The sequence below is a fragment of the Brenneria populi genome (genome assembly GCF_036016195.1).
In the GTDB taxonomy this organism is placed as follows: Bacteria; Pseudomonadota; Gammaproteobacteria; order Enterobacterales; family Enterobacteriaceae; genus Brenneria; species Brenneria populi.
The window spans coordinates 97773-122291 of record NZ_JAYWTM010000022.1 but is presented as its reverse complement, the minus strand read 5'-3'; the positions used below and the strand labels follow the sequence as shown (position 1 = coordinate 122291).

Annotated in this window: 19 protein-coding genes; 10 read left to right on the top strand and 9 right to left on the bottom strand. The window is 56.8% G+C overall.

Translation table 11 applies throughout. The features are described 5' to 3' along the window. The first annotated feature begins 35 nt into the window (after positions 1–35). A complete protein-coding gene (locus tag VSX58_RS17875) occupies positions 36–1283 on the top strand; it encodes a multifunctional CCA addition/repair protein (RefSeq protein ID WP_327619270.1) in 1248 nt (415 codons plus the stop codon). A gap of 177 nt (positions 1284–1460) precedes the next feature. Here VSX58_RS17875 and bacA read toward each other — a convergent pair whose 3' ends face one another. Beyond that, positions 1461–2279, bottom strand: coding sequence for an undecaprenyl-diphosphate phosphatase (gene bacA / locus VSX58_RS17870; RefSeq protein WP_327615453.1), 819 nt, complete (start codon positions 2277–2279; stop codon positions 1461–1463). A gap of 230 nt (positions 2280–2509) precedes the next feature. Next, positions 2510–2863 (bottom strand): bifunctional dihydroneopterin aldolase/7,8-dihydroneopterin epimerase, encoded by a 354-nt coding sequence (gene folB, locus VSX58_RS17865; protein WP_327619269.1) that lies wholly within the window; start codon positions 2861–2863, stop codon positions 2510–2512. 122 nt (positions 2864–2985) lie between these two features. On the opposite strand from folB, the gene plsY reads away from it, so the two are divergent. Continuing rightward, entirely contained in the window at positions 2986–3618 is a 633-nt protein-coding gene (gene plsY, locus VSX58_RS17860) for a glycerol-3-phosphate 1-O-acyltransferase PlsY (protein WP_327619268.1), read from the top strand. 50 nt (positions 3619–3668) lie between these two features. Here plsY and VSX58_RS17855 read toward each other — a convergent pair whose 3' ends face one another. Further along, on the bottom strand, positions 3669–5255 hold the full coding sequence (locus VSX58_RS17855) for a methyl-accepting chemotaxis protein (RefSeq protein WP_327619308.1): 1587 nt from the start codon (positions 5253–5255) through the stop codon (positions 3669–3671). 285 nt (positions 5256–5540) lie between these two features. Here VSX58_RS17855 and ppa point away from each other — a divergent pair, with 285 nt between their 5' ends. The 3 genes from ppa to ssuD all read left to right on the top strand — a co-directional run bounded on the left by ppa (position 5541) and on the right by ssuD (position 8937). Next, positions 5541–6068: an inorganic diphosphatase gene (gene ppa / locus VSX58_RS17850; RefSeq protein WP_327615450.1), complete on the top strand. Its 528-nt coding sequence runs from the start codon at positions 5541–5543 to the stop codon at positions 6066–6068. Positions 6069–6689: 621 nt separating this feature from the next. Further along, entirely contained in the window at positions 6690–7673 is a 984-nt protein-coding gene (locus tag VSX58_RS17845) for a sulfonate ABC transporter substrate-binding protein (RefSeq protein ID WP_327619267.1), read from the top strand. Positions 7674–7770: 97 nt separating this feature from the next. After that, positions 7771–8937: an FMNH2-dependent alkanesulfonate monooxygenase gene (gene ssuD / locus VSX58_RS17840; RefSeq protein ID WP_327619266.1), complete on the top strand. Its 1167-nt coding sequence runs from the start codon at positions 7771–7773 to the stop codon at positions 8935–8937. Between the two features lie 68 nt (positions 8938–9005). On the opposite strand, the gene VSX58_RS17835 is transcribed toward ssuD, so the two are convergent. The 3 genes from VSX58_RS17835 to tamA are packed head-to-tail and all read right to left on the bottom strand — an operon-like array spanning position 9006 to position 15030. Then, positions 9006–9350, bottom strand: a complete 345-nt coding sequence (locus tag VSX58_RS17835) for a gamma-glutamylcyclotransferase family protein (protein ID WP_327615447.1) — start codon at positions 9348–9350, stop codon at positions 9006–9008. Between the two features lie 2 nt (positions 9351–9352). Then, positions 9353–13294 (bottom strand): autotransporter assembly complex protein TamB, encoded by a 3942-nt coding sequence (gene tamB / locus VSX58_RS17830; RefSeq protein ID WP_327619307.1) that lies wholly within the window; start codon positions 13292–13294, stop codon positions 9353–9355. A 14-nt stretch (positions 13295–13308) separates the two neighbouring features. After that, a complete protein-coding gene (gene tamA, locus VSX58_RS17825; protein WP_327619306.1) occupies positions 13309–15030 on the bottom strand; it encodes an autotransporter assembly complex protein TamA in 1722 nt (573 codons plus the stop codon). Between the two features lie 336 nt (positions 15031–15366). Here tamA and msrA point away from each other — a divergent pair, with 336 nt between their 5' ends. Next, the gene (msrA, locus tag VSX58_RS17820; RefSeq protein ID WP_327619305.1) at positions 15367–16005 is read left to right on the top strand and encodes a peptide-methionine (S)-S-oxide reductase MsrA; all 639 of its coding nucleotides are present in this window, start codon (positions 15367–15369) and stop codon (positions 16003–16005) included. Positions 16006–16165: 160 nt separating this feature from the next. Beyond that, complete coding sequence (locus VSX58_RS17815; RefSeq protein WP_327619265.1) at positions 16166–17488, top strand: hemolysin family protein; 1323 nt, start codon at positions 16166–16168, stop codon at positions 17486–17488. Between the two features lie 219 nt (positions 17489–17707). On the opposite strand, the gene VSX58_RS17810 is transcribed toward VSX58_RS17815, so the two are convergent. Together VSX58_RS17810 and cysQ are read right to left on the bottom strand one after the other, a co-directional pair. Continuing rightward, positions 17708–17914, bottom strand: a complete 207-nt coding sequence (locus VSX58_RS17810) for a DUF1107 domain-containing protein (RefSeq protein ID WP_327615444.1) — start codon at positions 17912–17914, stop codon at positions 17708–17710. 406 nt (positions 17915–18320) lie between these two features. Beyond that, positions 18321–19061: a 3'(2'),5'-bisphosphate nucleotidase CysQ gene (cysQ, locus tag VSX58_RS17805; protein ID WP_327619264.1), complete on the bottom strand. Its 741-nt coding sequence runs from the start codon at positions 19059–19061 to the stop codon at positions 18321–18323. Between the two features lie 204 nt (positions 19062–19265). On the opposite strand from cysQ, the gene VSX58_RS17800 reads away from it, so the two are divergent. Beyond that, positions 19266–21218 (top strand): bifunctional 2',3'-cyclic-nucleotide 2'-phosphodiesterase/3'-nucleotidase, encoded by a 1953-nt coding sequence (locus tag VSX58_RS17800; protein ID WP_327619263.1) that lies wholly within the window; start codon positions 19266–19268, stop codon positions 21216–21218. A 53-nt stretch (positions 21219–21271) separates the two neighbouring features. On the opposite strand, the gene VSX58_RS17795 is transcribed toward VSX58_RS17800, so the two are convergent. After that, positions 21272–21703: a DUF2502 domain-containing protein gene (locus tag VSX58_RS17795; protein WP_327619262.1), complete on the bottom strand. Its 432-nt coding sequence runs from the start codon at positions 21701–21703 to the stop codon at positions 21272–21274. A gap of 679 nt (positions 21704–22382) precedes the next feature. Here VSX58_RS17795 and VSX58_RS17790 point away from each other — a divergent pair. Both VSX58_RS17790 and VSX58_RS17785 read left to right on the top strand, forming a co-directional pair. After that, entirely contained in the window at positions 22383–23552 is a 1170-nt protein-coding gene (locus tag VSX58_RS17790) for an urea ABC transporter substrate-binding protein (RefSeq protein WP_327619304.1), read from the top strand. A 100-nt stretch (positions 23553–23652) separates the two neighbouring features. After that, positions 23653–24516, top strand: a complete 864-nt coding sequence (locus tag VSX58_RS17785) for an ABC transporter permease subunit (protein ID WP_327619261.1) — start codon at positions 23653–23655, stop codon at positions 24514–24516. Positions 24517–24519 lie beyond the last annotated feature (3 nt).

The following is a 24519-nucleotide window of genomic DNA, read 5'->3' as shown; positions in this document are numbered from 1 at the left end:
CGTGAATATGACGACGCATTCACAGGAGCCCGACGTTGAATATTTACCTTGTCGGCGGTGCAGTACGGGACAGTCTGCTTAATCTGCCCGTTACCGAACGAGATTGGGTTGTAGTTGGCGCAACGCCGGAGCAGATGCTCGCTCAGGATTATCGGCAGGTGGGAAAGGATTTTCCCGTATTTTTGCATCCGGTCAGCCATGAGGAGTATGCGCTGGCCCGTACCGAGCGAAAATCAGGAAACGGCTACACCGGCTTTGTCTGCCATGCCGCGCCGGACGTTACGCTGGAGCAGGACCTGCTGCGCCGCGATCTGACCATTAACGCCATCGCCCGCACGGAAGAGGGAGAGTTTATCGATCCCTATCATGGCCGCCGCGATCTGGAACAGCGCATCTTACGCCATGTTTCCGCCGCTTTCAGTGAAGATCCGCTGCGCGTATTACGCGTGGCGCGTTTTGCCGCCCGCTTCGCCAGTCTCGGTTTTCAGATTGCCGAGGAAACCAGGGCGCTGATGCAAAAAATGACGCGCGAGGGCGAACTCGCCTATCTGACGCCGGAGCGCGTCTGGAAAGAGACCGAAAAGGCGCTGGCGACCTCATCCCCGCAGGTCTATTTTCAGGTACTCAGGGAGTGCGGCGCGCTCGGCGTGCTGTTTCCTGAAATCGATAAGCTCTACGGCGTTCCGGCGCCGGCCAAATGGCACCCTGAAATCGATACCGGCATTCATACGCTGATGACGCTGGCCATCGCCGCGCGCCTTACGCCGGATGTTGACATACGCTTCGCCGTCTTGTGTCACGATCTTGGCAAAGGATTGACGCCGCCCGAACTCTGGCCGCGGCATCACGGACATGGGCCGGCCGGAGTAAAACTGGTTGAGGCGCTATGTCTGCGGCTGCGTATTCCCAACCCTATCCGCGATCTGGCGAAACTGGTCGCGGAATATCACGATCTGGTGCACACGGTTCAGACACTGCAGCCGAAAACATTGCTGAAGCTGTTTGACGCCCTTGACGTATGGCGTAAGCCGCAGCGCGTGGAACAGTTGGCCATCGCCAGCGAAGCCGATGCCCGCGGGCGCACCGGCTTCGAAGAAACCGCCTATCCGCAGGGCGATTATTTGCGCGCCGCCTTTCGCGTCGCCGGCAACGTTTCCAGCGCGGCCGTCGTCGCCGATGGTTTTCAGGGTGTGGAAGTGCGCAACGAGCTTCATCGTCGCCGTATCAGGGCGCTGGAGCAGTGGAAGGCGGCGCAGGCGGACGACGCCGCGCCGACGGCATAAGCGCCGAAAGGTAAAAAGCCACGCCGTCGCGTTAATGCCGTTCACTTAAGCCGGTTTTTAGGGGAAACACAGGGGGAGGTTCCCGTAGGGACGCCTCACCCCGGTGGTCGCCCCGTGTATCTCGATGCTTAAACGATCGGCATTACGCCGTCGCGTGTTTTTTTTACTCCGGGCCGGTTACAGAAACACCATATAAACCGCCGCGGCGACGATAAAACGGTAAATAGCGAAAGGAACGAAAGAGATACGCTTAATAACCTGTAAGAACGTTTTAATCGCAATCAGCGCCACGATAAAGGCCGTGACAAAACCCACCGCGAACATCGGCAGGTCGCCCAGCGTCAGAAAATGCCAGCTCTTGTAGAGATCCAGCACCGTCGCGCCCATCATCATGGGAACCGCCAGAATAAAAGAGAACTCCGACGCCGCATAGCGGCTCACGCCCACCAGCATCCCGCCGGAAATGGTGGCGCCGGAGCGGGAAAATCCCGGCCAGAGCGCCAAGCATTGAAAACAGCCGATCATAAATGCCTGGCGATGGGTAATATCATCCAGCCCGACGGCGCGGGGATGCTTGGGCTTCAACCACTCCGCCGCCAGCAGCAGGAAACCGCCGACGACCAGCGCGTACATGACATTTCTCGGCTCGAACAGCGACTTTATCACATCGTGAAAAACCAGGCCGAGCACCACCGCCGGGATCATCGCCAGCAGAATATGGCTCAGCTTTAAGCGGCCGGCGCTGTGGCCTTCATGGGGAACCTGACCAAAATGGATGCCGATCAGGCCAAACAAACGGCGCCAGAACATCACGACGACCGCAAGAATGGAGCCTAGTTGGATGATCACCTCAAACGTTTTTGCCTTGTCATCCGCAAACCCGAGCCAGTGGCCGACGATAATCATATGGCCGGTGGAAGATACGGGTAAAAATTCTGTCAATCCCTCAACGACGCCGAGAATAAATGCAATAAATAGTGAGTGCAGATCTGCCATCTAAAATACCTTGCGTATGATAAAACCGTTAGACCATAAAAAACGTAGCGCGGACATGGTCTGAAAGCGAGAACGGGAACGGCGCGACGTATCAACGCCGCTTGCGGCGGGCAGGGATACCCGCCATAAAAAAGCGGCAGCGCTGCCTAGCGAGCCGCTTCGGGTGTTATAGACCTTACAGATTACGTTTTTGTTGCGCGCAAATCAGTATTATTGCAAAAAAATCAGATTTATCGCGTTCCGCGCTCAATAATTACGCCGACCTGACGCGCCTGCGCCACGGCGCCGGGCTTACAAAGTTTAATGCGCAACCAGGGGATGGAGAAACGCTGCATAAGCATTGTCGCCACCTCCTCCGCCACGCGTTCAACCAGCGCGAAGCGCCCGCCTTCAACCAGCGTAATCACGGCGTCGCTGACGTCGGCGTAACTCAGACAGTCGTCTACGTCATCGCTGGTCGCCGCGCGGCGATTATCCCAGCCCATTTCGATATCGAACACCAATTTCTGTCGGATGGTCTGTTCCCAGTCGTAAACGCCAATCGTGGTCACTACGGTAAGCTCTTCAATAAATACGATATCCATCACGCCATTCTCTGTTTTTGTCGTTGTCGGATACCACTTCCGACGGAATATGCGTATTATCCACGGATGCGAAGAGTAAAACGACCCCTATTAAACCGCCTTCTATTAAACGGAACCTCGTTATGAGTGCTACCGCGCTTGGTATGATATTAATCGCGTATCTGTGTGGCTCTATCTCCAGCGCGATTCTGGTCTGCCGGATCGCCGGACTGCCGGACCCGCGAGAGCATGGCTCAGGAAATCCCGGCGCCACCAACGTGTTGCGTATCGGCGGCAAGGGCGTCGCCGCCGCCGTGCTGGTCTTCGACATATTGAAAGGAATGTTGCCCGTTTGGGCGGCGTATGCGCTGGGGGTTTCCCCCTTATATCTGGGGCTGACCGCCATTGCCGCCTGTCTCGGCCATATCTATCCGGTATTTTTTCATTTTCGCGGCGGCAAGGGCGTCGCCACGGCGTTCGGCGCCATTGCGCCAATCGGCTGGGACCTTACCGGCCTGATGACGGGAACCTGGCTGCTTACCGTATTGCTCAGCGGCTACTCATCGCTTGGGGCGATCGTCAGCGCGCTGATCGCGCCGTTCTACGTCTGGTGGTTTAAGCCTCAGTTTACCTTCCCGGTCGCCATGCTCTCCTGCCTGATATTGGTGCGTCACCACGATAATATTCAGCGCCTGTGGCGTGGGCAGGAAAGTAAAATCTGGCGCAAGCTGCGCGGCAAAAAGCGCGCTGACGATGCGGACGCCGGAAAAAAATAGCCACTCCCGCCGCGCGGGAATGGCCGGTTGATAACGCCGAACCGTCGGATTTAATGCTGGCCTATCGCCACCGGTTCCTGACGCGACAGTCTGAATACGGCCATGCTTTCCGCCAGTTGACGCGCCTGCTCCTCCAATGAACGCGTCGCCGCCGCCGACTCCTCCACCAGCGACGCATTCTGCTGGGCCGCTTCATCCATCTGCGACACCGCGACGTTCACTTGTTCAATGCCGTGGCTCTGTTCACGCGACGCGCTGGATATCTCCCGCATCAGCGTGGTCATATGCGTCACGACATCGGAAACCTCATTCATTATGCCGCCGGCGATTTCCGCCATTTCCGTGCCTTCCCGCACCCGGTCCTGAGAGTCCAGCATCAGCGCCTTGATCTCTTTGGCCGACTGCGCGCTGCGCTGCGCCAGGTTTCTCACTTCGCCGGCCACTACCGCGAATCCCCGCCCCTGTTCGCCGGCGCGGGCGGCTTCCACCGCCGCGTTCAGCGCCAAGATGTTGGTCTGGAAAGCAATGCCGTCGATAACGGCCAGAATATCGGCGATGCGCGCCGAGCTTTGGGAGATAAACCCCATCTTCTCGACCATCTGGCCGACCGCATTGCCGCCGCGCTCGGTGATATCGGCGACATTCTGCGCCAGAGTATAGGCCTGCTCGGCATTCTCCGCGTTCAGCTTTACCGTCGCATTCAGCTGTTCCATGCTGGCCGCGGTTTGCTCAATGGATGCCGCCGACTCTTCGGTACGCGCCGCCAGATGCGTATTGCCGATGGAGAGCTCGCCGGTGCCGATGTCAATCTGGCCGCCAGCGTCGCGCACCCGACCCACCGCCAGAGAAAGCGAGTGCTGCATGGTTTTCATCGATCGCAACAGGCGGCCGATCTCATTGTTGCCGCCCTCTTCAATTTGATGGGTTAAATCGCCCTGCGAGATAAATTCCAACTGCTCTACGGCGCCGCTAAGCGGAAGCAGCACCAGGCGCTTCAGCACAACCCAGGCAAGCAGCGCCATAAGCAGCGTGAGCGCGCAGGCGACGCCGATCGTCATCAACCGGCCGGAGGCAAAGGATTCCGCTTCAGCGACCATCTCCTGCCCGACCAGCAAGGCAAAATCGCGGAAAGCGTTATTGGCTTTATCCATGTCCGCGCTGAGAGGCGGAACCACGTTTTGCAGCAGGCTATAATATTCATCCACGTTGCTGCGCTTCAGCGCGTCAAGCATCGGCTGAATACCCATATCGATATAGATGGCGTACTGTTTTCTGATGTCTTCCAACAGCTTCTTGCCGTGATCCGTCACCGCGCCGTATTCGATGAAGCGGGCCATCTCCTGACGAGAGATCTGCGCATAGTTCTGCGCCCGCTCCACCGACTCCTGGGCCTGAATAAGCTCGCCGGCCACCATCTGTCGGGCCGCCAGCGCCGCCCCCGTGCGGGCGCGCAGCGAGGCGGTGTAACTGCCCGCCAGCGCGCTTAGCTCTTTGCCCTGAATTTTGTCAATCGTCGCAAGCGATCTCTTCCCCCGATCGATAGAGCTAATGCCAATGGCGCTAACCAGCGTAAGAAGCAACACCATCACACCGAGCAGCGCGATCAAATTCACCTTAATGGTGATGTTTTTCAACATCATTTCCTCCTGAATATATAAACATCAATCCTATAAAAGCAGCAAACGGCTCACGCCATTCGCACCAGCCATCTATCGGATGCCGATATCTCAATCTTTAACCCGCCGTGGGGTTTAGTAACTTAATAACGAATTAATAAGTTTGTTACATTCGCTTATCACTCATTGCGCGCCGCGCGGCGCGGCTTTGGGGAAAACGGCGGGCGCTAAAAATGAGGACATCAGGCGCGTTTTGGCTATAATGACCGCCACGCCATTTCAGGTTTAATAGAGAAGGAAACCGACATGAGTCTGAATAATGTCCCGGCGGGTAAAGATCTGCCGGAAGATATCTACGTCATCATTGAAATCCCGGCGAACGCCGATCCGATCAAATATGAAGTTGATAAAGAGAGCGGGGAGCTGTTTGTAGACCGTTTCATGTCTACCGCCATGTTCTATCCATGCAACTATGGCTATATCAATCACACTCTGTCTCTGGATGGCGACCCGGTCGACGTGCTGGTGCCGACGCCGTATCCGTTGCAGCCGGGCGCGGTTATCCGTTGCCGTCCGGTCGGCGTACTGAAAATGACCGACGAATCCGGCGAAGACGCCAAGCTGGTCGCCGTGCCGCACAGCAAGTTGACGAAAGAGTACGATCACATCAAAGACGTCAACGATCTGCCGGAACTGCTGCGGGCGCAGATCACCCATTTCTTTGAACACTATAAAGATCTGGAAAAAGGCAAGTGGGTGAAAGTAGAAGGCTGGGATAACGCCGAAGCCGCCAAAGCGGAAATCGTCGCCTCTTTCGAACGCGCCAAGAAATAAGCCCGCCGTAAAAGTAAAAGCCGCATTCGATGCTGCGGCATGCCGGCGCCAGCCGGCATGCCTTCCGAATAGATCCCACCGCGCAATATCCGCCGCAAAGCATCGCGCTTAACATTATCCTTAATTAAAGAACGGTATTCGGCGGCAAGAAAAGTCTTTCAATTGGTACAAAAATAAGGTTATGCCAGCTCGTCCGTTTTAGCGAATTACGCTACGACAAACCTTTTTCACACCGCAATATTAGAACACAGAGATTATTGGCAATATTTTATATCGTTAATAATTAAATATCCTATGTAATACCAATCTTTTACTTTGACAATATCGGCGGCCTCTTACAACGTTAGCCTTATCTCGGGTGACGGGATGAGGCGATCTCTGTTTTTAAATACACGCGTCATATTTCAAGCCGCATGAGCGTTGGCCTGGCCGCTGGCCGGATAAATTCGTTCCCGCCGAATTTGTCCTTCGCATACGCCTTGCCGCGGCTCGAATGATTTAGAGCATATCAATAAACACACCGGCAACGCGCACTAAAAATTATTAACGTTAATCCAGGCGGTTCATTTTAATTCCTGCCGGGATTTTTAGATATTTCACTACAGATAAACGGGCGGTTTTATGAATTACGGATCTGTTTTAGCACGGCGCTTTCTGCGCGTGATAATCGCGCTGGCGGCGCTGGGAATATTCGGTCAGGCATTGGCGGAGACACCGCCGCTCCGGCAGTTGAATATCGGCTTTCAAAAAGCCAATATTCTGGCGCTGCTCAAATCCCGCGGCACGCTCGACGAAGCGCTGAAGCAGAAAGGCATCGCCACCCGCTGGATCGAGTTTCCCGCCGGTCCGCAAATGCTGGAGGGACTCAACGTCGGCAGCATCGATCTTGCCGCCACCGGCGACGCGCCCCCCGCCTTCGCCCAGGCGGCTAAAGCGGATTTGATCTATCTGGCGCACAACATCCCCAATCCAAAGACCGAAGCGATCGTGGTGCCGCAAGCATCGACGGCGCAAAACGTCAGAGACCTTAAAGGCAAACGGGTGGCCCTGAATAAGGGGTCGGATGTGAATTATCTGCTTATTGAAGCGCTGAAAAAAGCCGGGCTGTCCTATAGCGATATTACGCCGGTCTACCTGACGCCCAGCGATGCGCGGGCGGCGTTCCAGAATGGCAGCATCGATGCCTGGGTAATCTGGGACCCGTTCTACGCGGAGGTTGAAACCCATGCCGGCGCGCGCCGGCTTCAGGATGCCGAAGGTCTTGTCCCGCACTACACCTTCTATCTCGCAAGCCGGCGCTTCGCTGAAAACCATCCCGACATCGCCGAGCTGGTCATCGAACAGCTGGCGCAGCTAAGCGTTTGGGCCAACGAAAATCATGACGAGGTGGCGCGGGTGCTTTCGCAAAGCACCGGCCTGCCGCAGCCGATATGGCTGCGCGCGCTGGCGCGTATGCCTTTCGGCACCGAACGCATAACCGATGAGGTTATCCGTCAGCAGCAGACGCTGGCCGATACGTTTACCGACGTGGGTTTGATTCCGGTGAAAGTCGATATCAACCAGGCTCGCTGGTCGCAGGATAAGCCTCAAGGCCCTAACCCATAACCGCGTCATACGGCCACCGTCGGATAACGCTATCAATAGTGATGTTGCCCCGCGCATACCGGCGGATTAATTCCTTATAGAGTCAAGGAGATATGATATGAGCACAGAAATTTTCTGGTTTTTACCCACGTCCGGCGACACGCGTTATCTGGGTAAATCTCCCGCCGGGCGTTATGCGACCAATGAATATTTACGGCAGATTGCCGTTTCGGCAGAAAACCTGGGATACGACGGTCTGTTGATTCCCACCGGCAGCGGCAACCTTGACCCGTGGATTACCGCGTCGAGCCTGATTCCCGTGACAAACCGGATTAAGCTGTTGGTCGCTTTACGCACCTCAACGGCGCATCCCGTGGTCATCGCCAGACAGGCCGCTACGCTGGATCAGGCCTTACACGGCAGGTTACTGCTTAATGTGGTGCCGGGAGGCGATGCCGATGAGCTGGCCGCGGAGGGCGTATTCCTAGAGCACGACCAGCGTTATGAACTGGCCGATGAGTTTATTACGCTGTGGAAAAAATTATTTAACGACGAGACCGTCAACTTCGACGGGAAGTATATTCAGGCCAGGAATGCCAGAAATTATTACTCTTCTGAAAATAAACCCTCTCCCCCGCTCTATTTCGGCGGCTCCTCCGAGGCCGCGCATGAACTTGCCGGCAAGCAGGTGGATGCGTATCTAACCTGGGGGGAACCGCCTGAAGCAGTAAAAGAGAAGATCGACGACGTACGCTCAAAAGCCGCGAAATATGGCCGCCGGGTTCGTTTCGGCGTGCGTTTGCACGTCATTGTACGGGAAACGAATGATGAAGCCTGGCAGGCGGCAGAGCGGTTAATCCAGCATCTGGATGATGAAACGATTGCCAAAGCGCAGGCGAATTTCGCCCGCCAGGATTCCGTGGGCCAGCGGCGGATATCCTCCTTACACGGCGGTAAGAAAGATCGGCTCGAAATCAGTCCCAACCTCTGGGCCGGCGTGGGATTGGTTCGCGGCGGAGCCGGTACCGCGCTGGTGGGCGATCCACAGACGGTAGCGCAGCGCTTGCAGGAATACGTCGATCTGGGCGTGGATACCTTTGTACTGTCCGGCTATCCTCATCTGGAAGAGTCTATCCGTTTCGCCGAGCTGGTATTCCCCCTATTGCCGGGGAAAAAACCCGTGACGAATGGGGATCGAATCGTGACGGGAGGAGGCACGCCGCGCGTCTTCACCGGCGGAGCGTTTGATAATCGCGCCGGCGATAATGTGGCAGCGGTGGGGTAAAAACCGCTAGCGCCGACAAACGCCAACGCCGCCCGCGCGGCGTTGGCGATATTGCCTGACTGCGGCCGCTACGCTTCGTCGCGCTGCAGCCAGTCGCCGCTGGCGATTCGCTTCAGCCCGGTCACCGAATGCTGGTATAAATAGATCCAGGCGTTCCCCAACGGGGTGTCGATCAACTCCCGCCGGTATTCGTGACCGTCGCGTTTTAGTGCATCCAGCTCCGCCAGGATCGACGAACTGATGCGATAAACTTCACCATAAATCTCTCCGTCGCCGGGCACCACCGCCGGATAATGGCCGAGGTCGTACAGCTCGTAACCGGCGAGCTGACAATCCCCCAACCACTGCGCGTTGGTCATCCAGTGACTATTTCCCTGTTTGCGTCGTAAACTGCCGTAGACAATAATTCGCATCGCTAGAACTCAAACTGATAGAGCACATCTAATGCCTGATCGATACCAGACACCGCTTCCAAGTATAGCTTTGGCATCAAGCGGTAACGTAGCGTTAACGTCGCCAAAGAATCAAATATGCCAACACCGTATTTAACTTGCAGGCCGGGAAGAACGTAACCGCTGACGACCACCTGTGAATCATCGCCAACGCCCTGTGTATCCAGAGCTAAATTACTTACCCCGAAAGCCTCGCCGATTTTACCCACAACTTGACCACTTTGCGCAACCCCTAAACCGATCAGCATCGATGTCATCGCCGAACTATCGGCTCCGCTGCTATCGAGCCCTTCGCCTCTGAGCAGATAGGAGAGCGCCTCCTGCTGCGACATGGTGGGATCGGAGAACACTTCCAGCTTGGGCGCGCTCGCCATCCCGGTGACGCGCACCCCGGCGGTGACATCGTCCGCGGTGTTCTCGGGATTACGCACGGCTTCGATGTTCAGCACCGGCTGATCCGGCGGACCGGAGAACAGAATCTGCCCTTTTTGCACGATAAGATCCTGCCCGTAGGCTTTGAAACGGCCGGAAGGAATATTGACCTGCCCGTTAATCCCCAGACCGCGCTCATCCTGCGTCATTTTCAGATCGCCCTGCAAACTCGCTTTGAGCCCGTAGGCGTCCAGCCGGACATCGTTGCCGATACGGATAGTCAGGTTACTGTTGATGGGAATAGACGCGGAGGCGTTCCCCAGCGGCTGACGCTGCTCATCCAGCATAACCTCATCCGACGACACCGCCACCGCGCTTTCGGGCAGTTCGTTAACCACGATGCGCGCCCAGGGAATGCTGACCGAACCATTGAGCGCGAACAGCTGCGGCGAGGCGTCGAACTCAATATCCGGCGAAACGTCCAGCCGCGCCATCGGCGGCACGGTGACCCGAATCTTCTCCCCCTTGGCCGCGATGCGCGCCCGCCACGCATCCGGTTTTTCCCAGTTGGCATTCCCGCTCAGGTTTAGCTGGCCGTTGGTGGTTTTCAGAAAACCCTGCATCGTTGAGGACATGCCGTTGAAATTCATCGCCAGGCGGCCGTTAGTCAGATCGATCGGCATCCAGTTGCCGTCCAGATCAAACTGCTCCAGCGTCATCTGGCCGAACACCTGGGGGCTGGCCGCATTGCCCGCCAGACGCAAATCGGCGTTCAACGTGCCCGTGGCCTTCTCCCCCGATTGCAATATCGGGGTAAGCAGCGCCAGAGAGATGCCGTTGATGGCAACATTGCCGCCGAGATTACGTCTTCCCTGCGGATCGGTAATCTGTACGTTGCCGGTAAAGCGGCCGTTGTCCCTGATGGCGATAAGCCAGCCGAGCTGTACGCGGCCGCGATCGATACCGGCGTTCAGAGTCAGCGTCTCAAACGCGACGGGCAGCGTTTTTCCCTGCACCTGCTGGCGGATGTTGACGCCGTTGCCCGCCAGCGTCACTTTCGCCTGCGGCAAGCCCGGCCCCGGCTGCCAGCTTACGTCGGCCCCGCCGGTAAAAGTGCCCGCCAAAGCGGTATCTTCGCCCAGGAACGGTTTCAGCATCGCCAGATCGAAGCGGTTTAATCTGATGCTCGCCTGGCCGCTGGCCCCCGCTTCAATGGCTTTGGGCACGCACAGCTCGGCGTTGGGATTACGCCAGCAATGGGTGCCGATAGTGATTTTCTGCTGGATATTTTGGTAATCCAGCGCCAGCGCCTGCATCAAACGCCACTCGCCCACCGGCGTATCAAAGCGGGTATTGCTCAGCGTGGCGCGCCAGCGCTGAGTTTGGCGATCGAAGCTGCCGGAGAGCGCCAGCTGTCCCGATACCGGCTCGCCCGTCATATTCAGGCGCAGCTGATGCTGTTTTTCATTGCCGCCGGCCTCCAGCGTCAGCAGGCCGATATCCAGCCCCTCCTGATGCAACTGCTCAAGCCGCAGCGCCAGCTTGCCCTGAATCTGCTGTTCGGACCGCACGTCGCCGTCCACCTTGATGCGGCTAATGGTTATCTCCTGCCAACGCAGGCCGGACGCGGTGAGATCCGCCAAAATCTGCGGTTCACGCAGATTGCCGCGCAGCTTCAACGTACCGAGCACGCGTCCGGCCAGCCCGGGCAGCGTGCCGTTCAGCGACGGCGCATTGATATCGGCGTCCAGTTGCCACTTATCGTTCAGCTCCCCCTTAACCTTCAGCTGGTTAGATCCCAGCGCCAGATTCAGCCCCGGAATTTGCCACTGGCCGGCGGCATTGCCCCGCAGCTCGCCTTTGGCGGACAGCTTATTCTGCTTCACATTGCCGTCCAGACGCAGCTCCGGCACCTGCAGCTGCCAGCTGCCGCCGTACAGGCTGCCGCGCGTGGCTATCTTGCCGTCAATTTTCGCCGGCCAGTCCGGCCACTGTTTCGCCGTATTGATGCCGCTCAATAACAGCTCACTGCGCCAGCTGACGGCTTGGCTCCAGTCCACCACGCCGCTGAGATCGGCATTCCCCTGGAGGAGGGACAGGCGCAGGCGCGCCAGGGTGAACTGGCGCACATTGCCGCCGCCATCCAGCGACAGCGCCGCCGGCGGCAGGCCCGCGCCGCGCAAATCACTGCGCAGCGACAGGGTGTAATCCGTAGCCTTGCCGCTTAGCTGCAATTGCAGGTTATCGGCCTGATATTGCGGCTCTCCGGTTAACGGCCAGCGTATCCGATCGGTTTTCAGCGTCAGCCCCAGCGGCAGTCCCGCCTGCGCCAGCTCGGTTTGCAGATTGAGCTGCGCGCGCTGCGGACCGGACAGATTCAGCGCCACATTCAGTTTTTCGCGCAGGCCGCCGTCGACGCTGAGCCTGATCTTCTCCCCTTTCAGCGGATCGACATTCACGACGCCATTGGCCGATAAGGAAACCGGCCAGCTATCGCTGAGCGTCGCGCTGCCGCGTAAATTCAGACTCCCTTGCGGAGACTGCACCACAAACCGTTCCAGATTCAGGCGCTGCGCCTGGGTCGACGCCTGGATGCGTAAATCGGAGATAAGAATGTCCTGGTCGCCCGTCAGCCGCAGCTGCTCGCCGTGGATCTCCGCAATATTCAGATCCAGCGGCAGGGTAAACTGCGGCAGGTCGGGCAGCAGCGGTTTGGCGAACAGCTCCGCCAAACGCTCGCCGAGGGGTTGTTCCGGCTGGGCGGCGTCGGCGGCGGATGCGGAATCTTGCGCCGCCCCGCCTTTCTCGCCGGCGGCGGCCGTCTCGTCAGGCCGCGTTTTCGCGCCGGATAGCGTTTTATTAATCTCAATCGTCCGCGTCGTTCCGCTTTCCATCGACGCGCGCACGTCGGCGGCGGTCTCTTTAACGGCCGCCGCCACTTCCGCCGCCGTCGCCTTGCCGTCCTCAAGCGCGTCGACCGGCGTTTTCGGCAGCGCGATCAGCAAGGCGCCGATTTTGGTCGGCTGCAGCGTCAGCATCCGTTCCCGCCACTCAATGCCGGTGCGGAACTCGCCCAGCGAGATGGCCGTATCGTCTACGGTGACGCGCAGGTTATTTAACGCCAGCTGACGCAAAACGATGGGAAACGGCGCGGATAGTTCGGTCAGCGGTTCGCTGGGCTCCGGCGCCTCCTCAGAGGCCGGCAACGATTTTGTGTCTACCGCCACATCAATGTTCCGCGCCGACAGGTCATTGATGCAAAGCTGACTGCGCAACAGGCAGCGCGGCGCCAGCGACAGATGAAACTCATCGGCCGTAACCGTAACGCCCGGCATGTGATAACGCATATTTTTCAACGTCAGGTCGCGCCAGCCTCCGTTGACGCCGGCGATCTCCAGCCCCGGAACAAAGCGCGCGGCGCCGTTCAGCAACAGATGCAAACCCGGCGTCGTTCCCACCAGCAGCACCAGCGTAACGAGCAACAGCAGCAGGAAAGCGAGAATACCTATGCCGATTTTTTTCATCAGGCCCATTTTATTCATCAGACTCATAATTCAGGCCCCAAAGCGATATAGAACTGCACGCCGTGTTTTTCCGGATCGCCGACCGGCGTCGCAAGGTCAAATTTCACCGGACCGATGGGAGACGACCAGCGGACGCCGATACCCGCGCCGGTCTTAAAGTCGCTCTGTTTGATATCGTTGACGGCCTCGCCCGAATCCACGAAAACCGCGCCCCACCATTTTCCCGTCACGTTGTATTGATACTCCAGCGACCCGGTCGCCAGCTTGGATGCGCCGGTCAATTTATCGTCGCTGTCCCGCGGCGATATGGATTTGTACTTATAGCCGCGAATACTGCGATCACCCCCGGCGAAGAAGCGTAAGGAAGGAGGCACGCGCGAAAAATTATTGGTTTCGATCCAGCCCAGATTGCCGCGCGCCACAAAGCGGTGTTTCTCCGCCAGCGTTCTGATCCAGACGTTCTGCGCCTGTAAAACGGCGAAGTCGATATCCGAGCCCCACAGCGTGTCCGAAACATCGATGGAGTAGCGTTGCGTATCGCCCCATACCGGCATCAGGCCGCCGCGCTGACGGGTACGGCTAATGCTCACGCCGGGATAGATCAGCATGGTGGTATCCGTCACGCTGCCCTGGGTAAAGTGGTCGAGGCTCCAGCGCAGATTGATGGCCCGCTGCCAGCCGCTGGAGAGATCCCAGTAACGTGCGACGTTCAGCGTGGTGGAGTCGGACTGGGTATCGTTGAGATCTTCGCGTTTGAATCCGCCCTGCAGCAGATAATACTGCTCCAACGGGTTCTTCAGTACCGGGATTTTATAGCTCAGATCGAGACTCTGCTCCGGCGCGGATACGCTGATGCTGCTCTCCAGGCTGTGCCCGTAGCTGTTGATCCAGGGTTTATTCCAGGTGGTTTTAAAACGCGGCCCCACGTCCGTCGCATACCCTACCCCGGTTTCGATGCGGTTGCGGGTACGGGGGCTGATGACCGCTTCCAGCGGCAGGGTTTTGGTTGCTTTCGACTGCGTGAAATCAGGGGAGACCACCACCGAGTTAAACCATCCGGTGGCCGACAGACGCCGGTTAAACTCGCCCAGCGCTTCGCTGCTGTAGGCGTCGCCGGTATGAAACGGCACCAGATTGCGCAAATACTCCTCGCGGATTTGCGATCCCTCGAATTTCACCTCGCCGAAGCGGTAACGTTCGCCGCTGTCAAAATCGATATCCCAGAACGCTTTTCGCTCCTCTTCCATCACCCCTAGCCGGCTCTGCAAAAAGCGGGCGTCGAAATACCCTTTACGCAGCGACAGGCTATTGAGCGAATTTTTGAAACTGTCGTAATCGCCATGATTAAGCACGCTGCCGACATCGGGCGTATCCTTCTTCACCAGTTGCCGATACTCCTGGTCGTCGCGGGCTCCGCCGCGCAGCACAATATTCACGTCGGCTATTTTTACCGGTTCGCCGGGCGTCACGGTGGCAATCAGCACGGGACGTCCGCCGTTGACCGCGGGGCGAAATTCAAAATCGATACGCGGATCGTAATACCCCAGGGCGCGTAACCCCTGACGTATCGCATCATCGACGCGCGAGCGGAAACGGCCATCGGCATTCACTTCATCGGCGGCAATCGTGGATAAACGCGCCCGCACATTCTTTTGCAGCGCGCCGTCCAATCCAACGACCTGTAAACGCACATTGGCGGCGAAACCTGCGGAAGGAAATAAGAGTACGCACAGCAATCCCCAAATACGGCGATATGGCGCGCGGAAGCCCAAACGGCTGTTTTTTTGTCCTGAGAAAATAGTCACTTAGCTCCCTGACAACCTTTTTATTCTGTCACATCAAATCTATAATATCGTTTTCATACCGCATTATATCGGCAAACGCCATTAGCCCGAACGTTAGCAGGAAATACCAATATTTTCCTTTAGATATATATTTTAACCGGTAAATTTTAAAATGCCTCGTCGCAAGCGAATATATAACATTAACCACATATGGGTTATAAAGACAGAGCATGACTTCTTCAGTTATGCTGCGGAAAAGAAGAACGTCAATGGGTAACGCCGGGAGCAAATAACGTGATAGATAACATCGATAAAATGCAGCGGATTAAGCAATCAGACGCGTTGCCCGGCCGCATAACGCCGATGCCGGTCGCCAGGTTGCATGCCGTTAGCGAACACTCCATGACCCACGTGCCGGACAATATGGAGGTGGCGCTGTTCGCCATGGGCTGTTTTTGGGGAGTCGAGCGCCTTTTCTGGCAACAGCCCGGCGTCTACAGCACGGCGGCGGGCTATACCGGCGGCTACACCCCCAACCCCACCTACCGTGAAGTTTGCACCGGACAAACCGGCCACGCGGAAGCGGTGCGCGTGGTGTTCGATCCTGAAACGATCGGCTACAGCCGGCTGTTGCAGCTTTTCTGGGAAAACCACGATCCGGCACAGGGCATGCGCCAGGGCGGCGATATCGGCACCCAATATCGCTCCGCGATTTATACGCTCACGCCCGAACAGGAAAATGCGGCGCAGGAGAGCCGCCGGCATTTTCAGCAGGCGATGAAAGAGAGCGGCGATAACCGAACCATCAGCACGGAAATCGTTCCCGCCGGTCCGTTCTATTATGCCGAAGATGAACACCAGCAATACCTGCATAAAAACCCGCAGGGTTACTGCGGGCTGGGCGGTATCGGCGTTTGTCTGCCCCCTCGGCGCTGAAGTCTGGCGGTAATTTCGTCACTCCTGTTATAATGAAGCGCTATTAAAAATCAGGGCTGGTAACCAACCGGCTCTGTTAAGCGTTTTCTATGCGTTATTTGAGATAATTTGCCTTTCCGAGGATGACCTTTCCCCCTTTCTGGGTCAAAGCGAAAACATTATGTTAAACAGTCTATTGATTATTATTGCCCTTATCGCCATCAGTGCGTTTTTTGCGCTATCCGAGATTTCGTTAGCCGCGTCGCGTAAATTAAAACTTAAACAGATGGCGGATGAGGGAAACCTTAATGCCGATTTGGTATTAAAATTTCAGGAAACCCCCGGTATCTTCTTTACCGTGATCCAAATCGGCGTCAATGCCGTCGCCATTCTGGCCGGTATTATCGGCGATGCCGCGTTTTCCCCCACTTTTTCCCTGCTGTTTGAACAGTTCATGTCGCCGGAATCGGCCGACAGAGTCAGCTTTATCTGCTCGTTCGTCCTGGTAACCAGCCTGTTTATTTTATTTGGCGATCTCACCCCGAAACGCATTGGCATGATTGCCCCCGAGGCCGTCGCCATCCGCATTATCAATCCTATGCGCTTCTGCTTGTTTATCTTCCGTCCGCTGGTCTGGCTGTTTAACGGATTGGCCAACGTTATTTTCCGGCTGCTTAAACTGCCGATGGTGCGTAAGGACGACATCACCTCCGACGATATTTACGCCGTGGTGGAGGCAGGGGCGCTGGCGGGCGTGCTGCGCAAACAGGAACATGAGCTGATCGAAAACGTCTTTGAGCTGGAGTCGCGGACGGTGCCGTCCTCCATGACGTCGCGCGAAAGCGTGGTGTTTTTCGATCTGCATGAAGACGAAGCGCAAATCAAAGAAAAAATCGCCCAGCAGCCGCACTCTAAATTCCTGGTTTGCGACGGCCATATCGATCAGGTCGTCGGCTACGTCGACTCAAAAGATCTGCTGAACCGGGTGCTGGGCAACCAGAGCCTTGAGCTGCACAGCGGCGTCCAGATTCGCCCCGCGCTGATCGTACCGGATACCCTGACGCTGTCTGAAGCACTGGAAAGTTTTAAAACCGCCGGGGAAGACTTCGCCGTTATTCTGAACGAATATGCGCTGGTGGTGGGGATTATCACCCTTAACGACGTCATGACCACCCTAATGGGCGATTTAGTCGGCCAGGGGCTGGAGGAGCAGATTGTCGCCCGCGATGAAAACTCCTGGCTGATCGAGGGGGGAACGCCGATCGAGGACGTGATGCGCGCGCTGTGCATCGATGATTTCCCCCATGCGGGCAACTATGAAACCATCGGCGGATTTATGATGTATACCCTGCGCAAAATTCCCAAACGGACCGACTCCGTGCGCTTTTCCGGCTTCAAATTCGAAGTGGTGGATATCGATAGCTATAAAATCGATCAGCTGCTGGTTACCCGTTTGGAGGAAAAAACCGCCACCGGCGCGCCGAATGCCGAGGAGAAAAACTAACCCTTTCGGTCGAATACTGGTCACGTAAGCCTGTTTTTAGGGGAAACACCGGGGGAGCTTCCCGTAGGGACGCTTCACCCCGGTGGTCGCCCCGTGTATCTCGCTCTGACAGATGGGTTTGTCAGCAAACTAACCCTTTGGGTCAGACTGTTGACGGGCCGTTATCGTTGGCGGCGGCAGCCTTGACCGGCCCCGCCGCAAACCGCGAGGGGCTTATCCTCAGCCCATCTCGGCCTGTAATCTGATAACCTGACGGTTCACTTCAGACATCACCAGCAAATGCTGTTTATCTTTCGTCTTGGGCAATAAAATCTTGCCGTAATCAAATTCAAAAGCACCGACGCCTTTAATATACAGCCGCCCGCGAAAGAGTGTTTTCACATACTTTGCGACCTTCATAGGATTGTAACGTTCGAAGATCCTCATCGTTTTACTCTCCTCCCATCTTATTGTTTTACGCTCTTCCTCTGACCAACGCGGTTAAGGACTCGCGTATGAAATAATGGATGCAGATTATTAGTTCTATTAAACGGTATTTAGTTCCGCCCTGCACAGTAGTATTGACTGCTTTTACACACTTTTACAGAACGGTATTTAAATATTTTCCACACAATCAGTGTAAATATTCAAAAATGAGGAATTCGTGCGCTTTGTCAACGGCATCATCCCCGCGTGGCAGGACGCTAATCTACGGGACGCATATGACAAAACGACGACAGCCGACGCGCTTTGCGCCGCGTCGAATAAAGAGAAAGCGCGTATTACGCAGAAAGGGGCGAAGCGCAGCAGGCGGCTCCTGCTGCGTGTCCGGCGGGAAGCGAAACCGGGGAAATCAGAACAGCGATACGCGAAAACCGGGGTTGAGAAACGACTCGCGCGGCGTATAGGTCAGCGGCCGCCCCTGCCAGTCATGAATCTGCGCGCCGGCGGCCGCGGCTACCGCGTGTCCGGCGGCCGTGTCCCAGATGTTGGTGGGTCCGAACCGCGGATAAAGCTGGGCTTTCCCCTCCGCCACCAGACAAAACTTCAGCGACGATCCGATCGCCACCGTATGGTGCTCGCCCAGCTGAGCCAGATAATCTTTCAGCTCTTTATCGCCATGCGAGCGGCTCACCACGACCAGCGGGGGACGCGCATCCCGAACGGTGATTTGCCGCCGCCCATCTTCATCCTCTTTCCAGGCTTTGCCCTCCGCGGCGGAATACATCACGCCCGTAACCGGCACATAGACCACGCCCAGCACCGCCTGACCGTTGTCGATCAACGCGATATTCACCGTAAACTCGCCGTTCCGGCTAAGAAACTCTTTGGTGCCGTCCAGCGGATCGACCAGCCAATAGCGTTGCCAGCGCCGGCGTTCCGACCACTGCGGAGGATCTTCTTCAGACAGCAACGGAATCTCCGGGAATGCCGCCGCCAACCCGTTTTTTATCACCCGATGAGCGGCCAGATCGGCGGCCGTCACCGGTGAATCGTCCTGCTTATGGGCCACTTCGAGCGGCTGACGCCCCTCATAAACCGCCATGATGGCATCCCCCGCATCGCGGGCCAGCTGGCAAATATGTTCTAGCATTGTCTACCTCATCGTTACCGGTTATGCCGTGAAACGCGCCATCGTCGTTACGCTGCGGCTGTCTATCATTATACAACAGTGAAACGCACAACGATTGCCGCCGCCATTTTATGAACAGTCTCACATTTCACGGTGATGCTTAACCATAGATTCATCATTATATGAGATATAACCCCGATAACCGCCGTAAAGGAGTTCACATTAATGAAGCATTCGCTGGCATTAAGCCTGCTTGCTGCGCTCGTCGCCGCAAGCGTTCACGCCGCAACCGTTGATCTACGGGTGCTGGAAACCACCGATTTGCATAGCAACATGATGGATTTTGATTATTACAAGGACACGCCGACCAATAAATTCGGGCTGGTTCGCACCGCCAGCCTGATTCACGCGGCCCGCGCGCAGGCAGCGAACAGCGTGCTGGTCGATAACGGCGACATCATCCAGGGCAGCCCATTGGGAGATTACATGGCGGCCAAGGGGTTGCAGGAGGGCGAGGTTCACCCCGTCTATCAGGCTCTCAATACGCTTGACTACTCCGTCGGCAACATCGGCAACCATGAGTTTAACTACGGCCTGGATTATCTGCGCAAGGCGCTGGCCGGCGCCAAATTCCCCTATGTGAACGCCAACGTACTGGATGCCAAAACCGGTAAGCCGCTGTTTACCCCCTACCTGATAGAAGATAAGACGGTCGTCGACCGCGAAGGCAAGCCCCATACGCTGCGCATCGGCTATGTCGGTTTTGTTCCGCCGCAGATTCTGGTGTGGGATAAAGCCAATCTGGCGGGCAAAGTCACGGTTGAAGACATTACCGCGAGCGCCAAAAAGTGGGTGCCGGAAATCCGCAGGCAGGGAGCCGACCTGGTGATCGCGATTCCCCACTCCGGCCTCTCCGCCGAACCTTATAAAGCCATGGCGGAAAACTCCGTCTACTACCTCAGCCAGATTCCGGGCATTGACGCCATCCTGTTCGGCCACGCCCATGCCGTCTTCCCCAGCCGTGATTTCATCGCGATCCAGGGCGCCGATATCGCTCAAGGCACGCTCAACGGCATTCCGGCCGTGATGCCGGGCCAGTGGGGCGACCATCTCGGCGTCGTCGATTTCACGCTGAATAACGACGGCGGCGCGTGGCGCGTCGAGAAGGCCACGGCGCAAGCCTGGCCGATCTACGATAAAGCGCAGAAAAAATCGCTGGCGCCGGAAGACCCGGACCTAGTCGGCGTGCTGTCCGAAGCGCACCGCAACACCCGTGATTTCGTCAGCAAACCCATCGGCGAATCCGCCGATAATATGTACAGCTATCTGGCGCTGATTCAGGACGATCCGACCGTGCAGATCGTCAACAACGCCCAGCGCGCTTATGTTGAACGCTTTATCCAGGGCGATCCCGATCTCGCCGGCCTGCCGGTACTGTCCGCCGCCGCGCCCTTTAAAGCCGGCGGGCGCAAAAACGATCCGGCCAGCTATGTCGAGGTGGAAAAGGGGCGGCTAACCTTCCGTAACGCGGCGGATCTTTACCTCTACCCCAACACGCTGGTGGTGGTTAAAGCGAACGGCGCGGAGGTGCGGGAGTGGCTGGAGTGTTCAGCGGGCCAGTTCAGGCAAATTGATATCCACGACAGTAAGCCCCAGGAATTGCTCAATTGGGACGGCTTTCGCACCTATAACTTTGATGTTATCGACGGCGTAAACTACCAGATCGACGTCACTCAGCCCGCGCGCTATGACGGCGAATGCGCCTTAATCAACGGCGACGCGCGCCGCATCAAGAATCTGACCTTCAAGGGCAAGGCTATCGACCCCGACGCGACCTTCCTCATTGCGACCAATAACTATCGCGCCTATGGCGAAAAGTTTGCCGGCACCGGGGAAAAACATATCGCCTTTGCCGCGCCGGATGAAAACCGCGCCGTGCTGGCCGCCTATATCAGCGCGCAAACGCAAAAAGCCGGAGAAGTGCGACCGCAGGCGGATAATAACTGGCGGCTGGCGCCCATCGCGAGCGATACGCCGCTGGATATTCGTTTCGCCACCTCGCCATCAGAAAAAGCGGCCGCGTTTATCAAAGAAAAAGCCCAATATCCGATGGTATCCGTCGGGACTGACGCTGAGGGGTTCGCGGTTTACCGTCTCGATCTGCGACAGGGTAAATAGCCGGCGGACATAACAGCGGCCGTCGCCGGCCGCCCTTGGGCGCTCTCCGCCCGCTAATCGCGGTCACGGCGCGGTCCGCGTCTGTCGTCCCAGCCTGGTCCTGGTCCCGGCCCGCGTCTGTCGTCCCATCCCGGTCCGCGGCGAAAATCCCCGCGCGCATGACGGTCATCAAAGTCGCGCGGACCGCGATCGAAATGGCGCGGGCCGCGGTTATATTCGCGCCACCAGCCGACATCACGCCAGCGCCAGCCGTCCCAATAGTAGCCATGCCGGTTGCGCGCGCCGCGGTGATGCCCCCGATACTCCCGCCACCAGCGTTCGCTGCGCCAATCATAACCGTCCCAATAGTAACCGCGCCGGTCGCGATCGCCGATATTCAAGGTAACGCCGGGCATCAGATCGATGCTGATGCCATCGGCTTCCGCCGCGGGCGCCATCGCCAGCATCCCGACTAACAGAGAACTCACTAACAGTGGCCTAAACATAGGATGACTCCTCCCTTGCCGCTATTGCGGATAGCGAAGATATACGGGGGTTTATTCCGCGCCACTATAAGATAAATACCCATTTTCATGGATTTACATTTCTTAACAGAAGGACGGCGGGCATTGCGAATGTCGTTGGCCACGATGTTTATTTATCATTTTGCTCCATATAGCGCGCACTTCGCCTTCCAATAACGCGGTTATTTTATGCTGAATTAAAAATTTTCTTATCCCTTATCCAGGGCATTTCATTAACAATCACCGTCTCTTTTTATTATTAAGCGCGCCGGAGAAAGCGAAGAAACGGTAATAATTTATAAATAACCAGACGTTAGCAATATATCGCACACTCTATATCCCAGTGCACGAAAATTGTGCGGGAGCGGTCAATAACGGTGCGCGGCAATATGTTTTTACTATATGATTTATATTAAGAAATTAGTCATTGACAGCGCTTCATTTTACTTTTTATATTGACGTTAACTCTCCGCAAGACCGCCAATGACGTCGGTTTGTGGTGAAGGCAATAGAGCCCATGCAAGGTCTTCGGACTATGCAGGGCTCTTTTTTTTGGCTTCTTTCCAGACCAACGCCAGAGGTATTTATGTCCAGAACAACAGGTAATTACGCCGCTCTGACACTTGCCATCGCCTGCGCATGCGCCGTAAGCTTTTCAGGTATGGCGTCCGCCGCGGATAAACCAATAAAAATCGGATTATTGGAAGATGCTTCCGGTAATTTCGCTCTGCCCGTTATTCCCAAGATCCATGCCACCGAATTAGCGATTGAAGAAATCAATGCGAAAGGCGGTATTCTTGGGCGTCCGGTCGAGTTGGTAAAATATGATACGCAATCCGACAATACCCGTTTTCAACAGATGGCCCGCCGGTTAATCAGAACCGATAAGGTAGACGTGATTTTCGGCGCGTTCTCCAGCGCCTCGCGCGAGGCCATTCGTCCGATCATGGATCGGGAAAAACAGCTCTACTGGTACAACAATCAGTATGAAGGCGGAGTATGCGACACCCATGTTTTCGTGACCGGCGCGGTGCCTGAACAGCAGTTCTCCACGCTGATTCCCTGGATGATGGAGAAATACGGCAAAAAGGTTTACACCATTGCCGCCGACTATAACTTCGGCCAGATTTCAGCGGAATGGGTGCGTAAAATCGTCGAAGAAAACGGCGGCGCCATGGTCGGCGAGGAGTTCATTCCCCTCAGCGTCTCCCAGTTCGGGCAAACCATTCAGAATATTCAGCGCGCCAAACCTGATTTTGTCATGACCCTACTGGTCGGCGCCAACCAGTCGTCCTATTACGAGCAACAGGCGGCGGCGAAACTCAACCTGCCGATGGCCAGTTCCGTCAACGTGGCTCAGGCTTACGAGCATAAACGCTTTAAAGCTCCCGCGTTGAAAGATATGTACATTACCGCGAATTACATGGAAGAGGTGGATACGCCGGCCAGTAATGACTTTAAGCAACGTTTCCGCGCCAAATTCCCGAATGAACCCTATATCAATCAGGAAGCGGCCAACGCCTACGACGCCGTTTACCTGTACAAACTGGCGGTCGAGCGCGCCAACGGCACCGATAAGGTCGCGGTGCGCAAGGCGCTGGAAAGCGGCGATATCTGTACCGACGGTCCGTCCGGCAAAGTCTGTATCGACCCCAAAAGCCACCACCTGAGCCACACCATTTATCTGGCCCATGTGAAAGAAGATCACTCCGTCGAAATCCCCAAAGTCTGGCCGGACATCAAACCTTACTGGTTAGGCGAGGCGGGCTGTAATCTGCCGGCGAAGCCGGACACCAGCCAGTACACGCCCTCTAACCCGCCCAAGGCATAACCTGGCGGTTTACGGCCGGGGAAGCGCCGGCCACACGGGCGTTTCCCTGACATTATCCCTTCTGACGGGTGTCGCGCGGGACACTAAGGATGATAAGTAGATGCTCTCCTTTCTTTATTCAGTGATTTATCAGTTCGGAGACAACTTTGCCTATCTGGTGCTGGCCGCGCTGGGTCTGGCGGTGATCTTCGGCATGATGGGGGTAATCAATCTGGCCCATGGCGAATTCATCATGTGCGGCGCCTACGTCACCATCTCACTGAACAAGTCCGGCCTGCCGCTGCCATTGGCGATGCTGGCCGGTTCACTGGCCGCCGCGTTCGCCGGCGGCGTGATCGAGCGGCTGGTGGTGCGCCGCCTTTACCATCGCCTGTATGATTCGGTGGTGGCGACCTGGGCGATCAGCCTGATCGTGCAGCAAAGTATGCTGCTGTTGGCCGGACCGTCGCTGGAGGGGTTATCCACGCCTTTCGGCTCCTTCACCCTGGGCGGCTACTCTTTCGCCACCTACCGGGCGCTATTGCCGCTGTTCGCCATCGCCATCCTGCTGCTGCTGTACTGGCTGTTCTTTCACACCAATTACGGCGTTTGCGCCCGCGCCACCATCCAGAATGCCCGTATGGCCGCCTGTCTGGGTCTGGAAACCGACCGTCTCTATACCCAGACCTTCGCGCTGGGCGCCGGGCTCGCCGGACTGGCAGGCGCGCTCTACGCCCCGACGCTCACCGCCGTGCCCACCATGGGCAGCAGTTTTATCGTGCAGGCTTTTGTTTCCGTGGTGGTTGGCGGCGCCAATGTGCTGGTCGGCACAATTCCCGCCGCCATGACCCTGGGAGCAATCCAAACCGGACTCAACGCCTGGTACGGCCAACTGGCCGGGCAAATCGGCCTGCTGGTTACCGCCATGCTGGTCATCCGTCTGCTGCCGAACGGGGTCGGCAGCCTGTTTACCCGTAACCGCTAGGAG

Coding starts and splice junctions, on each gene's coding strand:
- VSX58_RS17855 (WP_327619308.1), bottom strand. CDS start 5,255: ATGTTGAAAAACATCACCATTAAGGTGAATTTGATCGCGCTGCTCGGT.
- bacA (WP_327615453.1), bottom strand. CDS start 2,279: ATGGCAGATCTGCACTCACTATTTATTGCATTTATTCTCGGCGTCGTT.
- VSX58_RS17845 (WP_327619267.1), top strand. CDS start 6,690: ATGAATTACGGATCTGTTTTAGCACGGCGCTTTCTGCGCGTGATAATC.
- VSX58_RS17790 (WP_327619304.1), top strand. CDS start 22,383: ATGGCGTCCGCCGCGGATAAACCAATAAAAATCGGATTATTGGAAGAT.
- VSX58_RS17835 (WP_327615447.1), bottom strand. CDS start 9,350: ATGCGAATTATTGTCTACGGCAGTTTACGACGCAAACAGGGAAATAGT.
- VSX58_RS17795 (WP_327619262.1), bottom strand. CDS start 21,703: ATGTTTAGGCCACTGTTAGTGAGTTCTCTGTTAGTCGGGATGCTGGCG.
- VSX58_RS17785 (WP_327619261.1), top strand. CDS start 23,653: ATGCTCTCCTTTCTTTATTCAGTGATTTATCAGTTCGGAGACAACTTT.
- folB (WP_327619269.1), bottom strand. CDS start 2,863: ATGGATATCGTATTTATTGAAGAGCTTACCGTAGTGACCACGATTGGC.
- cysQ (WP_327619264.1), bottom strand. CDS start 19,061: ATGCTAGAACATATTTGCCAGCTGGCCCGCGATGCGGGGGATGCCATC.
- ppa (WP_327615450.1), top strand. CDS start 5,541: ATGAGTCTGAATAATGTCCCGGCGGGTAAAGATCTGCCGGAAGATATC.
- tamB (WP_327619307.1), bottom strand. CDS start 13,294: ATGGGCCTGATGAAAAAAATCGGCATAGGTATTCTCGCTTTCCTGCTG.
- VSX58_RS17810 (WP_327615444.1), bottom strand. CDS start 17,914: ATGAGGATCTTCGAACGTTACAATCCTATGAAGGTCGCAAAGTATGTG.
- VSX58_RS17800 (WP_327619263.1), top strand. CDS start 19,266: ATGAAGCATTCGCTGGCATTAAGCCTGCTTGCTGCGCTCGTCGCCGCA.
- plsY (WP_327619268.1), top strand. CDS start 2,986: ATGAGTGCTACCGCGCTTGGTATGATATTAATCGCGTATCTGTGTGGC.
- VSX58_RS17815 (WP_327619265.1), top strand. CDS start 16,166: ATGTTAAACAGTCTATTGATTATTATTGCCCTTATCGCCATCAGTGCG.
- ssuD (WP_327619266.1), top strand. CDS start 7,771: ATGAGCACAGAAATTTTCTGGTTTTTACCCACGTCCGGCGACACGCGT.